8 protein-coding genes are annotated in these 14,934 nt (G+C 74.6%); 6 read left to right on the forward strand and 2 right to left on the reverse strand.

The window, feature by feature from the left end:
• Positions 1-66: 66 nt before the first annotated feature.
• From Q7L65_RS09250 to Q7L65_RS09275, 6 genes are all read left to right on the forward strand, one after another.
• A complete protein-coding gene (locus Q7L65_RS09250; RefSeq protein ID WP_304720619.1) occupies positions 67-1,839 on the forward strand; it encodes a BatA domain-containing protein in 1,773 nt (590 codons plus the stop codon).
• Entirely contained in the window at positions 1,836-4,403 is a 2,568-nt protein-coding gene (locus tag Q7L65_RS09255) for a VWA domain-containing protein (protein WP_304720620.1), read from the forward strand. Before Q7L65_RS09250 ends, Q7L65_RS09255 begins: the two co-directional genes overlap by 4 nt.
• 215 nt (positions 4,404-4,618) lie before the next feature.
• Complete coding sequence (locus Q7L65_RS09260) at positions 4,619-6,595, forward strand: PQQ-binding-like beta-propeller repeat protein (RefSeq protein WP_304720621.1); 1,977 nt, start codon at positions 4,619-4,621, stop codon at positions 6,593-6,595.
• Between the two features lie 86 nt (positions 6,596-6,681).
• A complete protein-coding gene (locus Q7L65_RS09265) occupies positions 6,682-8,220 on the forward strand; it encodes a hypothetical protein (RefSeq protein WP_304720622.1) in 1,539 nt (512 codons plus the stop codon).
• On the forward strand, positions 8,217-10,190 hold the full coding sequence (locus tag Q7L65_RS09270; protein WP_304720623.1) for a VWA domain-containing protein: 1,974 nt from the start codon (positions 8,217-8,219) through the stop codon (positions 10,188-10,190). Before Q7L65_RS09265 ends, Q7L65_RS09270 begins: the two co-directional genes overlap by 4 nt.
• Positions 10,191-10,270: 80 nt before the next feature.
• Positions 10,271-12,859, forward strand: a complete 2,589-nt coding sequence (locus Q7L65_RS09275; RefSeq protein ID WP_304720624.1) for a vWA domain-containing protein — start codon at positions 10,271-10,273, stop codon at positions 12,857-12,859.
• On the opposite strand, the gene Q7L65_RS09280 is transcribed toward Q7L65_RS09275, so the two are convergent.
• On the reverse strand, positions 12,843-13,826 hold the full coding sequence (locus tag Q7L65_RS09280; protein WP_304720625.1) for a DUF58 domain-containing protein: 984 nt from the start codon (positions 13,824-13,826) through the stop codon (positions 12,843-12,845). The two genes, Q7L65_RS09275 and Q7L65_RS09280, sit on opposite strands and share 17 nt — an antisense overlap.
• Positions 13,823-14,845 carry a MoxR family ATPase gene (locus tag Q7L65_RS09285; protein ID WP_304720627.1) on the reverse strand — a complete coding sequence of 341 codons (1,023 nt, stop codon included), beginning with the start codon at positions 14,843-14,845 and terminating at the stop codon, positions 13,823-13,825. The genes Q7L65_RS09280 and Q7L65_RS09285 overlap by 4 nt, the downstream gene beginning before the upstream one ends.
• Between the last annotated feature and the right edge of the window lie 89 nt (positions 14,846-14,934).

Raw genomic sequence — 14,934 nt, forward strand, 5'->3', positions numbered from 1 at the left:
GGAGCAGCGCGCAGCGCTTGCGGCAGCGGTGCGCGCTGAGCGTCGACAGCCGGACGACTGCCGCCGTTGACCCTCTTGACACCGTGGTTCCTGCTGGGCCTCGTCGCGCTCGCTCCGCTCGTGGCATTGCATCTGCGACGGCGCCGCAGACAGCGTGAGGTCGCGAGCCTGCTGCTGTGGCGTGAGCTGCCGTCGACCGCTGCCGGTCGGCGGCGCGCGGCGCTCGTGCTGCCGCTGCTGCTCGCGCTGCAGGCGCTGATCGTCGTGCTGATCGTGGTCGGACTCGCACAACCGCGCGGCGGTGCCGGCTCGAGCGGGAGGGAGGCGCGTCCGGCGCAGGTGTTCGTGCTCGACGAGGCGCTCAGCTCCGGCTCTGGCCCCAGCGAGGCCCTGACCGCCGCACGCGCGGAGATCGATCGGCGGCTTGCGCAGACGGCATCGGACACACCCGTCAGCGTCGTGGTCGCCGGCGCCGCGCCGCGCCTGCTCGTCGCCGGAGCGAGTCCGCGCACGGCGCGCGATGCGGTCGCATCGCTGACGCCTGCCGCGGCTTTGCGCGCGGACGCACCGCCGTCCGACCTGCGCGCCGGGCTCGCGCTCGCGGCCGGTCAGCTGCACGCGCCCGGCGCACGGGTCACGCTCGTCCACGCGGCGCAGGACATGCCCCCGCGCGTTCGGACCGACGGCGTGAGCTACAGCGCGGTTGCGATCGGCGCCAGCGGCCCGGCGCAGACGCTGGAGCAGCCCGTCGGGCGCTGCGCTCCGGGGGAGGTCGGCGCCACTGCCGGCGCTCCGCCGGCGCCGCGCTGCACGGTCTTCGCCGCGATACGCAACGACGCACGCTCGCGGGCGCGGGCGCGGTTGGTGGTCGAGCGGGCGGGACGGCCCGTCGCTTCGCGCACGCTCTCGGTCGCGGGGCAGAGCCGCGCCACGATCTCGTTCGACGCTGCGCCCGGGGCGAGGCTGACGCTGCGGGTGGTCGCTCCGGGCGCGGACGATGCGCGCGCGACCGTCACGGTGCCCGGCGTGCCGGAACCCGCCTCCGTCACGCTCGTCTCGTCGCGACCGTCCACGCAGCCGCTCTCGCGCGCGCTGACGAGCGTGCCCGGCGTCACGCTGCGGCTCGTCTCGCCGACCGACTACTCCGACGACGACAGCGCCGCCGCCGATCTCGTCGTGTTCGACCGCTGGGCACCGGACGGTGCGCTGCCGGATGCGCCCGCCACGCTGCTGGTCGATCCGCCGCGTCTCCCCGACGGTCATGTCGGCGCCGCGCTCGCCGATCCCGAGCTGAGCGGGGAGGACGCCGCGGACCCGCTGCTGGCGGGCGTCGACCTCGACGGTCTCGCGATTGCCACGGGCGGCGCGCACAGCATCACGCTCCCGCCCGCTCTGCGCGCGATCGCCTGGGCCCCGGGAGGCCCCCTGATCGCCGCCGGGCAACCCGCGGCGGATCGACGCATCGCCCTCTTCGCCTTCGATCCGGAGGCCTCGACGCTGCCGCAACTGCCGGCCTTCCCGATCCTGATCGCGAACGTCGTCGCCTGGTCGCTGGGGGAGCTGCCGGATGGTGCGACGGGGAGCGTGACGGCGGGCGGCGCCGGTCCGGTCGCGGGAAGCGGCGGCGTCGGTGGCGCGGGCGGCGACGCCGCGGGAGCAGACGACGCCGTTGCGAGCGACGGCTCGCCCACCCTGGTCCTGCGCGCGACCGATGGTGGCGCGGCCGCTCCCGGTCGCCGCCCCGGCTGGTGGCCGCTGCTGCTCGCCGCCGCGCTGCTCGTGCTGCTGGCGGAGTGGGCCTACCCACGCTGGGCGACGCGAGCGGAGGCGCGCGCGTGAGCCTCGCGGCCCCGCTCTGGCTGCTGGCGCTGATCCCGCTCGGGCTCTTCGCCGCGCTGCTGCGACCGCGCGCCGGGGCGCCACGGCTCGCGTTCGCATTGCGCGCGGCGGCCGCCGTGGCGCTCGTGCTCGCCCTCGCGCAGCCGCAGACCGGCTCTGACAGGGGCGGTCCGACCCTCCTTCTGCTCGACCGCTCCGCGAGCATCGACGCCGGGATGACGGCCCGTGAGAGCGCGTGGGTGCGTACGGCGATCGAGCAGGGAGCGTGTCCCGCGCCGTGCCGCGTCATCACGTTCGCGGGCGAGCCGTCGTTTGCCGGCGTTCCCGCGTCGGGCCGGCTGCCGGCGTCGCCTGCGCCCGGCTCCGGCGCGACAGACCTGGCCGCGGCGCTGCGCCTGGCGACGGGGGAGCTGCGCGACGGCGGCCGCGCGATCGTGCTGTCGGACGGGCTCGACACCGCGCCGGATCCCGGCGGCGCGATCGCGGCGGCGACGCGAGCCGCCCGCCGCGCGGGGGTGCGTGTCGACACCGTCGCGCTGGCGCCGGCCGCGACGGTCGCCGACGCGGCGGTGACACGCCTGGTCGCGCCGTCGCAGCTGCGCGCGGGCGATCAGCTGACGCTGCAGGCGACCGTCCGCAGCACCGTCGCGCGCACGGCGACGCTGCGGCTCTCCCGCGACGGCGCCGAGATCGGTCGCCAGCCGGTCCGCCTGCGGGTCGGCGACAACGCGCTGCTGCTGACGTATCGCGCGCCCGCCGAGGGCTGGCACGCCTACCGGATGGCGGTCGCGATGAGCGGCGACACCGTCGCCGCCAACGACGCGCTCGACGCCACGACCCGCGTCGGGCCAGCTCCGCGCGTCCTCGTCCTCGAGGGCGCGCCGGGCAGCGCCGGCACCCTGCCGCAGCTGCTGAGCGACGACGGCGCCGCGGTCACCATCGCTTCCGCGACACCGCAGGCGCTCTCGCAAAGCGACATCGAAGCCGCCGACACGGTCGTGCTCGCCGACGTTCTCGCGCGCGCGCTCGCGCCCGCGCGCGTGACGGCGCTGCAGGACGCCGTTCGCGACGGCGGAATCGGGCTCTTCGTGCTCGGCGGGGAGCACAGCCTCTCGCTCGGCGGCTACGCCGGGACGACGCTCGACACGCTGCTGCCGACCCAGAGCCTCGCGCCGGGTGGCGTGCGCAAGCGCCAGCTCGCGCTCCAGCTGGTGCTCGATCGCTCCAGCTCGATGAACGACCTGGCCGGCGGCTACGACTCGAAGATCGCGATGGCGCGCGCCGCGGCGCGCTCGGCGCTGCGGCTCGCCGCCAGAGACGACGACGAGGTCGGCGTCGTCGCGTTCGACGCCGACGCGCACACGATCGTCCCGCTGGAGCGGGTGAACGAGCAGAACGTCGCGACGATCGGGCGGCTGCTCGACGGCCTTGACGCGGACGGCGGCACGAACATGCTGCGCGGCCTGCGCAGCGGCGTCGAGCAGGTCGAGCAGAGCCGCGCGAGGGTCAAGCACCTGATCCTGCTGAGCGACGGCGTCTCGGAGCCCGGCGACTACGCCCCGCTGCTGGCGCGGATGCGCCGCGACGGCATCACGCTCTCGACGATCTCGCTCGGCCGCGACGCCGACGACGCCTTGATGCGCAGACTCGCGCAGCAGGCGGGCGGGCGCTTCTACGACGTCGGCGACGCGCGCGACCTCCCGCGCGTGTTCACCCGCGACGCGCGGCGCAGCGCCCCGTCGGTCGCCGTGCGCGCGACGCTGCCGGTCACCGCGACCGCCGCGAGCCCGCTCGTCGCGAGTCTCGCGGACGAGCGCCTGCCGACGCTGAGCGGCGACGTCCTCACGCGCCTGCGCGCGGGCGCGACCGAGGCGCTCGCGACCGAGGTCAACGGCGCCCGCACGCCGGTGCTCGCGCAATGGCAGTACGGCCTCGGCCGCGTCGCCGTCTGGACGCCGGGCGCCGGCGCGTGGGCCGGCACCTGGCTCGACGCCGAGCCGGCCGTCTTCGCGGACGCGGCGCGCTGGTCCGCGCGCGCCGTCGCGACGCCGGCGCTGCAGCCCGCGCTCGATCCGGCGGCGCGCGGCCGGGTCATCGTCGATCCGCTGGCGACGGCCGGCCGCTCGCTCCCGCTCGCGCAGGTCGACGGAACCGTCCGCCCGCCGGGCGGCGCGCAGCGCGGCCTCGACTTCGTCCAGGTCGCTCCCAGTCGCTACGCCGCGACGCTTCCCGGGGGGAGCTCGGCGTCAGCCGGTGTGTATGGAATCGGTGTTGGCGCCGACGACGCCGCCGCGCTCGCGGCGCAGGCGCTGGTGGCGGTGCCGTACCCCGCCGAGTACCGCCCTCAGCCTGCTGACAGCGCGTGGCTCGGCGCGTTGACCAGCGCGACCGGTGGCAGCGCCCACGAACCGGGCGATCCGGACGCGGCGCTGCGGCCCGAGCGCGCCGGCGGGCTCTGGCGGTTGCTCGCCGCCGCAGCGATCGTCCTCCTGCTGGCCGCGGTCGCGGCCGGCCGCCGCGCGCGACCACGCGACCGAGTGCGCGCACGTGCCACGTCACAGTGAGATGAGCCTCGCGCCGACGGCGAGAATTTAGGGCACCCTACATTCATTAGGTACCGAATCATTTCGGTACGCGGGTGCTCCGAAGGGGTAGGATCGACGACGGGCGCGAGCGGAGACGAAGAGTCGTTCGCGAAGTCAGAAGGGAGCATAGGTCGATGAATCATGGACCTGACGCGGCGAGGCTGACATCAGCCAGGCTCGTACGCGGCCTCGGCATGGCAGCCACAGCGCTTGCCGTCGCCGCGACGATCGCCGCATGCGGTGGTGGTGGAGACGACGACACCACCAGCACCAGCGCATCCGCACCGGCGACGACGCCAGCCCCGGCGCAGCAGACGACGACGACGGAAGCGCCGGCTGCCGCCGAGGTGGCATCGGGCTGGACCCTGCCGAACGCGGACCTGGGCAACACGCGCCGCGTCAGCGGCCAGATCGACAGCTCGAACGTCGACAGACTCGGCGTCGCCTGGACGGTGCCGATCAGAGGCGCCGGCACGTTCGGCAACTATGCGACCACGCCGGTCGTCGTCGACGGCGTCGTCTACGTGCAGAATTTGACCTCGGACGTCGAGGCGATCGACTTCAGAACCGGCAGAGTGCTGTGGACGAAGGCGTACAACTCGCCGAACGTCGGACCTGACGGCGTCAACGTCGTCGATGGCACCGTCTACGGCGCGACCGCGAGCAACGCCTTCGCGCTCAGCGCCAAGACCGGCGAGCAGCTGTGGACGAGAAGACTCGTGCGCAACGGTCAAGAGGGCATCGACATGGCTCCGGGCGTGAACGAGGGGACCGTCTACGTCTCCACGGTCCCGGGCAACGCGAGAGGCTTCTACTCCGGCCAGGGCCAGGCGATCCTGTGGGCGATGGACGCCAGAACCGGGGCGACGAAGTGGAAGTGGAAGGAAGTCCCGGACGACCTCTGGGGCAACAAGAGAATCAACTCCGGCGGTGGCCAGTGGGAGCCGCCGACGTTCGACGCCAACGGCGACGTGTACATCGACGTCGCCAACCCCGCGCCGTTCGTCGGCAGCAGCCCCAACAGACCGAACCCGTCGAGAAGAACGGCCTTCGGCGGTTCGCGCCCGGGTCCGAACCTCTACACGGACTCCGTCGTCAAGTTGGACAAGACGACAGGCAGAATGATCTGGTACCACCAGCTCTTCCCGCACGATGTGTACGACTGGGACCTGAACAATTCGCCGCTGCTGGCGAACGTCGGCGGTCAGGAGATGGTGATCTCCGCGGGCAAGGGCGGTCAGGCGATCGCCAACGACACGTCGGACGGCAGACTGCTGTGGAGAACGGCCGTCGGCGAGCACAACGGTCACGACAGAGACAACATCTACGGGATGAAGCGGCAGTGGGACAAGCTGCCGGACCCGAACAGCACGTACAAGGTGCTGCCGGGTGAGTTCGGCGGCGTCGAGTCCCCGTACGCGTCCGACGACGACACCGTCTACATGGCGATCGTCGACCTGCCCGGCATCGTCAGACAGCAGGCCGAGACGCCGGACGACGCCACCAGAGGCACCGGCAGAGTCGTCGCACTCGACATGGCGACGGGCAGAATCAAGTGGGACCACAGATTCGCCAGCTCGCCGTACGGCGCGACCGCGGTCATCAACGATCTCGTCTTCACGACGACGTTTGACGGCAGACTGTTCGCGCTCGACACGAGCACCGGCGACGTCGCCTTCCAGGCCAGACTGCCGGCCGGCACGAACGCGCCGGTGGCGATCAACGACGACACGGTCATCACCGCGGGCAGCTTCCCGGGTGCGGCCGGGCAGAGAGCCGAGATCGTCGCGTACCGCCTCGGCGCGACGGGTGCCGAGAGAGCGCCCGCGGCGGCTGGCGGCGGCGAGAGAAGAGCCTCGGCGGGCGGCGGAGGTGGCGGCGGTGCCGCCAGCATCGCGGCCGGCAGAAGAGTCTTCTCGACCAACTGCGCGAGCTGCCACACGCTCGCGGCGGCTGGTGCGAGCGCCAACGTGGGCCCGAACCTCGATCAGCTGATGCCGAGCATGGCTGAGGTTCAGAGACAGGTCATCAACGGCGGCGGCGGCATGCCGGCGTTCGGCGGGACCCTCTCCAGAAGCGAGATCGACTCGGTCTCCACCTACGTCTCGTCGGTCGCCGGCAGAGGCGGCGGCGGAGGCGGGGGCGGCGGCAACGGCGGCGGCGCCCCGTGAGGAGCTAGACCACGCCTCCAGCGGTGGTCGCAACGCACAGGAGCCGGGCGCCGCGTGGCGCCCGGCTCCGGCGTCTTGGCGCTCGTGTGAGCGCCGGCGCGCGGCGGATCGCGAGGTGGCTGACGGCTGAGCCGGGCGTGGTGGTGGTGCTTGGCGAGCGCGATGGTGGGCGGGGCGTCGATCGCGTCCCGCTCACCACCGGCCTGCAGCGCTGGCGCGTGCGGATCGCGCGCGTGCGGGCGCTGGCGTTGGCGCGGCGGTGGCTGATCGTCGCGCTGCTGCTCGCGGCGCTGCTGTGCTTGCTGGGTTCCGGCGTAGCCGTGGTCGTGGCGGTCCCGTGCGTGCTGTCGCTAATCGCGTGCGGCGCTCTGCTGCGCCGGCGCCCGTCGCTGTCCGCGGTCGCCCGCCTGCTCGACGACCGCCTGGCCTTGTCCGAACGCCTCGCCACAGCCCTCGAATTGACCGCGCCCGCCCCGCGGGCCGGGAGGACCGAACGATCGCTGTCGTCCAGCGGCAGCAATCCTTCGGTCCTGGTGGGCGTGGGAGATTCGCTGGCGACCCGCGTGGTCGCGGAGGCGGAGCATGCGCTGGCGTGGAGCCTCGACGCGCGGCGGGCGCGGCTGCGGCGGGCGCCGCGCGAGTGGGGGGCGGTGGTCGTGGCGGCCGGCGTGGTCGCCGTCGTCGCGTTGGTGCTGAGCGGCGCCGAGACGTCGTCGCAGTCGCAGCCCGGGGTATCGGCTCAGCGCAGAGGCGCGGCGAGCGGGGCCGGCGCCGCGGCAGGCGATCGCAGATCGCAGGCGCGACGACCGCGACCGACCGGCGGCGGCGTGCCGTCGTCGGCCAATCCCTACAGCAGCAATCCGTTTGCGAGCGCGTATTCGAGACGGTTGCTGAAGCGGCTGCAGGGCCAGCCGACGATCAGCTACACGAGCCCGGGTCTGAAGCCCGACGTCAACGATGCGGGCGCTGCGCCGTTGCGCAACAGCGCGGGTGGAGCCGGGCAGAGACAGCAGAGCGGAGCGTCGAACGGCACGCGCAACGCGAACGGTCCGGACGTGACCAGTCCGGCGGCCGGCGGCGGCGCGCGCGCCGGTGCGATCACGCCGGTCACGAAGCCGCCATCGCCGGGCAGCCCGACGCCGAGCGGCGCCGCGAGCACGCCCGGCGGAGGCGGCGGCGCGTCGACCACGACGCCCGGCAACACCACCAGATCGCGGGGCAGATCTGGCAACGCACCATCTCCGTCCGGGGGCGCGCAGAGAAGCGCGTCGTCGCCGAGCAGCGCGACCGGCGGATCCCCGACGGGCGGCACGGAGGCCGGTCACCAGCGCGGCACGACGCAGCGCGCGCCGACAGCGCCGCAGCAGCAGACCGCCGGTTCGGTCGGCCTGCCGCTGCAGGGCGAGTTCGCCCCCGGCAGACCGGGCGGCGGCGCCGCGAGACCCGGTCAGCAGGGCAGCGGCGGCGGCGGTCGCAGCCGCACGCAGCAGGTCGCCGGCGCGGGCGCTGCGGCGGGCGGATCGTTCCCCTACATTCCATCCGCCGCCACCCCGCTCGGCCGTGGCCAGCAGACCCTGCTGCTCGACTACCTGCGCGAGCTGAGCCTGCTCGCCGGCCGGCCGTGACGCTGCTGAGCGCCTGGGCGCTGGCGGGCTTTGCTCTGCTCGTGCCGCTGGTCGCGCTGCACCTGCGCGGGCGGCGGCTGCCACGGCGGGAGACGGCGAGCCTGATCGGCTGGCGTGCGCTCGACGCCGTCCCGCCGCAGCGTCGTCGCCGCCTGCGCCCGCCGCCGCTGCCGCTCCTGCTCGCCCTGCAGGCGCTCGCGCTGGTCGTGCTCGTGACCGGTCTGGCGCGACCGGTCCGTTCGGCGGCCGAAGGGCCCGCCACGCACGTCTTCGTGCTCGACGACTCGATCTGGATGCAGGCGATAGATGGCGGATCGACACGTTTCGACGCGGCCCGGCGGTTGCTCTCGCGGCGGCTCGCCGCACTCTCCTCGGATGCGCCCGTGCGGATCGTCCTCGCGACCGCCGACCCCTCGGTGCGCTTCTCCGGCGGCGCGCGCGAGGCGCGCGGATCGCTGGATCGCATGACCCCGACCGACGGCCCCGCCGACCTCGGTGCAGCGGTCCGCCTGGCCGCCGGCCTGCGCGTGCGGCCGTCCGATCCGATCGAGCTGCTGCACGCGCCGGAGAACCCGGTGCCGGTGGCGAGGAGCGGGGCGGGGGCGACCGGCCGCGGCGCCGGGTTGCGCGTGACGTCCGTCGGCGATCCGATCGCGGATCGCGGACTGTCCGGCGTGTCCACGCGCTGCGGGCTTCCGGACGGCGGCTGCGAGCTGCTGGCGCGCGTGGTCAGCTCCGGAGCGTCCCCGGTTCGCGCGCGTGTCGAAGTCTCCGACGCGGAGAACCTCGCGAGCGCGACGACGGTCGCGGTCCCCGCGCATGGCTCGGCTCCTGTCGTCTTCCGCGTGCCGGCCGGCGCGCGGCTCACATTGACAATCGCCGGCAGCGACGCACTGCCGGCGGACGACGTCGCGTATGCGGTCGTGCCGGGCGCGCAGACGGTTCACGTGACCGTCGTCGGCAGCGGCGCCGGGGCGATCCCGCTCGTCGGCGCACTGGCCGCGACGCCCGGCGTAGAGGTGAGACTCCGTGCCCCGGACACGTATAGAGTCGCCGACGCGCGTGCGAGCGACCTGCTGGTGATCGACGGCGCGCTGCCGGCGGCCGCGCCCGCTTCGACCACATCTGGCTCGACCACATCGGCTTCGGCCGCGTCCGGCTCGGCTGGGTCGCCAGCATCCACAGAGGACGAGGCGTCCCCCGCGTCGCTCCCACCCGCCGCCGCGCTCCTCCTGGTTCACCCGTCCCGGATCCCCGGCGGCACGATCGCCGGCCACCTGGCCGACGCCCGTCTCGCCGGCGAGGACGCGGCCGATCCGCTGCTGGCCGGCGTCGACCTGACCTCGCTCGCGATCGATCCCGCCGCGGTTGCGCGCGTGCGGCTGCCGCGCTGGATGACGCCCGCGGCGTGGGCGCGCGGTGGGCCGCTGATCGCTTCGGGGGTCGACGACGGACAGCGCGTCGCGCTGCTGACGTTCGATCCGGCTCAGTCGACGCTGCCGCAACTGGCCGGATTCCCGCTGCTGATCTCCAACCTGCTCGCCTGGTCGCAGGGCTGGCTGCCCGCCCAGGCCGGCGCCGCCTCGCCGATCGCCGTCGAGCAGCCGCCCGGCACGCTGCGGACGAGCCTCGAGCAACGCGACGCCGCCGGCCAGACGAGCACCCGCTCGCTTCGGCGCGGTGACGGGGAGGTCGCGCTCACCCCTGCGGCCGGCCTCGTGAACGGGATGCAACGGCGGGCGAGCGAGACGAGCGCGAGGACGGGCTCGCTCGCGGTCGAGCCCGTCGCGACGGCGATCGCGCCGGGTGCGGCGATCGACCTCGCGGACGCTGCCGGGGCGGCCACGGCGCCGCCCGCTCGGTCGTCGCTCGCGTGGTGGCTGCTGGTCGTTGGGCTGGCGCTGCTGCTTCTCGAGTCGGCGCTCGCGCTTCGAAGCGGTTCGCTGCGCTCAGAGGAGCCACGCGCGTGAGGCGCGCCGCAGCCCGGTCCGACCTCCGGTGGCGCTCGTGAGAAGCGCCATCGTTCGACCCGCCCGGGAGCGCTGAGGCAGTGCGCTTCGCCGATCCGCTCCTGCTGCTGCTCGCCCTGCCGGTCGCTGCGCTCGCGGTCGCGCTCGCCGTGCGGCGGCCTGCGATCGGCAGACGCGATCGTGCGGCGCGCGCACTGCGACTGGCCGCATGCCTGCTGCTCGTGCTGGCACTCGCGCAGCCGCAGCTGACACACGGATCGCGCACACCGGCGGTGCTGCTGCTCGACCGCTCAGCGAGCATCGACGCCGCGGCGACCGCGCATGAAGCGGCATGGCTGACGAAGGCGCGCGACGGCGGCCCTGCTCACGCGACGGGCGTCGTGACGTTCGCCGGCACGAGCCGCTTCCAGCGCACCACAGCGCTGCTTGCGACCGGTGCGGCGCGCGTGGCGCTGCGGCCCGGTGAGACCGACCTCGCCGGAGCGCTGCGTCTCGCCCTCGGCCGCGTTGCAGTCGGCGGACGGCTCGTGGTCGTCAGCGACGGCGCGGCGACGGCAAACGAGGATCTCTCCGCCATCGCCGCGTTGGCGCGTGCTCGACGGATCCAGATCGACGGGGTGCAGCTCGCAGACGGCCGGCGCGATGCGGCGCTCGCGCGGCTCGACGCTCCGGCGGCGGTGCATGCGGGAGATCCGCTCCCGTTGCAGGCGACGATTCACTCGACGGTCGCGGCGACCGTGACCGCGTCGCTGACCCGCGACGGCGCTCCGGCCGGCACCCAGCGGCTGGCGATCAGGGCCGGCGACACGCCGCTGCAGCTCGCACTGAGAGCGCCTGCAACGCCGGGCGACCACCGCTTCCGCCTGCAGGTCACGCTGGCGGGCGATCGGATCGCTCGCAACGACGCGCTCGACGCCGCCGTGCGGGTGACGGCCGAGCCGCGCGTGCTCGTCGTCGCCCGGGGCGATTCGTCGCTGACCACGACGCTGCGCGCGGACGCAATCGCGGCGGAGTCGGTCGGCCCGGAGGCGCTGCCGACCAGCGCGGGCGAGTCCGGTGGGTCGCCGTCGAGCGGGGACGCCTCCGGATCGACCGCAGCGAGCGGGAACGGCTACGACGGGATCGACGGCGTCGTGCTCGACGACGTCTCTGCGACCGCGCTCGGAGCCGAGCGAGCCGAAGCGCTCGTGGCGGCCGTGCGGGGCGGGCTCGGGCTGGTCGCGTTCGGGGGGCCGGACAGCTTCTCGCTCGGGCGCTACGCCGGTTCGCCGCTGGAGGCCGCGCTGCCGGTCACGAGCCTCAGACCGGGCAACCGGCAGCAGCGCGACCTCGCGCTCGAACTGGTGCTCGACCGCTCCGGCAGCATGGCCGACCTCGCCGGCGGCGTGCCGAAGATCGGGATGGCGCAGGCGGCGGCGCGGGTGGGGGCGCGCTTCGCGGCCAGCCACAGAGATCAGTTCGGGATCGTCTCGTTCGACATCACGCCGCGCGTGCTGGTGCCGCTCGCGCCGTTGACCAGAGCGGGCGTGCCGGCGGTGGTGAGAACGATCGACGGGCTGCAGGCCGACGGCGGCACCGACATCTACCTCGCGCTGCGCCAGGCCGCCGAGCAGATCGAGACCAGCAGACTGCCGCAGCGGCACATGATCCTGATGAGCGACGGGGTCAGCGAGGACGCCGACTACGCGCCGCTGCTGAGAAGACTCGCGCAGGAGCACGTGACCGTCTCGGCCGTCGCGCTCGGGGCGCAGGCGGACACGAGACTGCTGCAGACGATCGCGACGACGACCAGAGGCCGTTACTACCAGACCTCCGACGCGCGTCGGCTGCCGAGAATCTTCGCCTCCGACGCGCGCCGCACCGCGCGTCCGACGCGCGTGAGAGGGCGGATCGCGGTGAGCGAGGGGACCGACAGCGCGATCGTGCGCAGCCTCGCCGGCCGCGCGCTGGCGCCGCTGCGCGAGAACGTCGTGACGACGCTGCGCCCAGGCGCCCAGGCCGATCTGCTCGGCGCCGACAGAGGCCACCGCACCGATCCCGTGCTCGCGCACTGGCAGTACGGCTCCGGCCGCGTCGTCGTGTGGACGCCGGGCGTCGCGCCCACGACCGCGGGTCCATGGGCGCGAGAGACACGCCTGTGGCAGGACGCGACGCGCTGGGCGGAGCGGGCCTCGGCGACCCCCGCATTGACGCCCGCGCTGCTGTCCGGCGACCCCGACCGCATCGTCGTCGACCCGCTCCAGAACGCCGACGAACCGCTGGAGCTGGCCGACCTGACCGGCACCCTGGCCGGGTCCGACGGCAGACCTGTGGCGCTGACCTTCACGCAGACGGGGCCGAGCCGGTACGAGGTGGCGGCGGGTGCGCTCTCCGCCGGGATCTACCGCGCGACGGTCGCTGACGGCGACGGGACGGTCCCGAGCGCCAGCGCTGCGCTCGCGGTGCCGTACGCCGCGGAGTACCTGCCGCGGCCGCAGGGATCGTCCGCGCTCGGGCCGCTGACCGCCGCGACCGGCGGCCGTCTGCTGGCCGCCGCGAACCCCGACGCGCTCGCCGGCGGCGTGACGCAGCTGTGGTGGGCGCTCGCGCTCGCCGCGCTGCTCGCGTTCCTGGCGGCCGTCGCGCTGCGGCTGGCGCCGCCGGGCGTCCCGCTCACCGCGCTGACGTGAGCAGCTCCTGGGCGTCGGCGAGCGCGGCGACCTGGGCGAAGGGGTCGACGCCGGCGGGCATGTGGACGTAGCCGACTCCGAGCGCGCGGCAACGCTGCGCCACCGCCTGCGTGTGCTCGTCGAGCGCGGCGGCGTGGGCGGCGAGCAGTTCCGGCGTCACGTCGAGCGTGAGCGACTCGCCCGTCTCGCGATCGATCAGCTCGACCGGGCCGAGCGGTTCGCGTTCTGCGCGTGCGGCGCCGCTCGTCCGCCCGCCGACGGTCCCGCTCGCGCCCGCACCAGCCGCCGCGGCGGCTGGTGCGAAGCCCTCCTCCGTCACATGCAGCAACGTCGCCGCGCGCACGCCGCGCAGTGCGGCGAGCGCTTCGTCGAGCGCGGGGAGGTCGATCAGGGCGTCGGTCAGGAGGGCGGCGAACTCGACGCCGGCTGCCAGCGGGCGGCGGGCTCCGATGCCGGCGGCGAGGTCGGTCGAGCGGCCGCGCGGGAGGTGCTCGAGCTGGTCGAGCAGTATCGGGACCTGCTGCTCGCCGCTCAACGGCTCGCCGTTCATCCCGTCGCCGTCGGCGAGAACGGTCAGCTGGACGACCCCGCCGCGCATCAGCGCGACCGCGCCCAGCAGCGCGGCGATCCGCTCGGCGTGGCGGCGTGCGGGGGCGCCGCGATCGCCCATCGAGCGGCTGCCGTCGAGCAGCAGCGCAAGGCCCAGCTCGCTGTCCTGCGGCGAGGTCCGAACGAACGGCTGCCGCAGCCGCGCGTAGACGTTCCAGTCGATCCGCCGCAGGTCGTCGCCCGGCGCGTACGGGCGGTACTCGGCGAACTCGATCCCGCGCCCGCCGCTCCCGCTCCCGGCTGCGACGTCGCCGAGCAGCGCCCGCACGATCGCGTCGAGGTCGCGCAGCCGCAGCCGCTGGAGCTGCCGCAGCGTCGCCCCGTCGAGGAGAGGGTCGTCGTCGCCCGCCGCGCTCACGCCGCCTCCGCCACCACCCGCTCGAGCGCGTCCGCCACGATCGCGTCCGCCGTCACGCCCTCGCGCTCGGCTTCGAACGAGAGCAGCAGACGGTGGCGCAGGGCGGGGAGGGCGACGGCGCGGATGTCCTCGAAGGCGAGGTTGGCGCGGCCTTCCAGCAGCGCGGTGACGCGGCCGGCGACGCACAGCGCCTGGGCGCCGCGCGGGCTGGGGCCGAGCTGGATCCAGCGGCGCGCCAGTTCGGTCGCGTCGTCGCGATCCGGTTGCAGCGCGAGCACGAGGCGGCTGGCGTAGCCGATCACGTGGTGCGCGGCGGGGACCGAGCGCGCGAGCCGGATCATCGCGTTCAGCGTCGCGGCGTCTGCGACCTGCGGCAGCGCGGGCGGCGCGCCGGCGGTCGTGCGGGTGACGGTCTCGGTCAGCTCCGCCTCGTCGGGGAACGTGAACAGCAGCTTCAGCAGGAAGCGGTCCAGCTCTGCCTCCGGCAGCGGATACGTGCCGCGCATCTCGACCGGGTTCTGCGTCGCCAGCACGGTGAACGGCTGCGGCAGCGGATGGGTGACGGTGCCGATCGTCACCGTCTGCTCCTGCATCGCCTCCAGCAGCGCGCTCTGCGTGCGCGGCGCGGCGCGGTTGATCTCGTCGGCGACGACGAGGTTGGCGAACAGCGGGCCGGGCTGGAAGCGCAGCTGCGCGCCCGCGCCGCCGCCGTCGTCCTGCGTCAGCACCGTCGTGCCGGTGATGTCGGCCGGCATCAGGTCCGGCGTGAACTGCACCCGCCGGTGCTCCAGCGACAGCCCGGACGCGAACGCCCGCGCCATCGTCGTCTTGCCGAGGCCGGGCACGCCCTCCAGCAGCGCATGCCCGCCGCCGAGCAGGCACAGCAGCGTCCCGCGCACGGCGTCGCGCTGACCGATGATCGCCGCGCCGACGGCGTTCTCGATCTCCTGCGCCACCTGTTGGAAGCGATCCGGCGTGAGCAGACCCTCGGGATCCGCTCCGATCGATCCTGCGCTCACGCCACGTCACTCCTCCGACTCGAATTCGACCTCCGGCGAACCGAGCCTACCCGTCCCGGCCCGGGGGCGGAACCAGCCGCGCCGAAACG

The organism is Conexibacter sp. CPCC 206217 (assembly GCF_030646165.1).
Taxonomy (GTDB): Bacteria; Actinomycetota; Thermoleophilia; order Solirubrobacterales; family Solirubrobacteraceae; genus Conexibacter.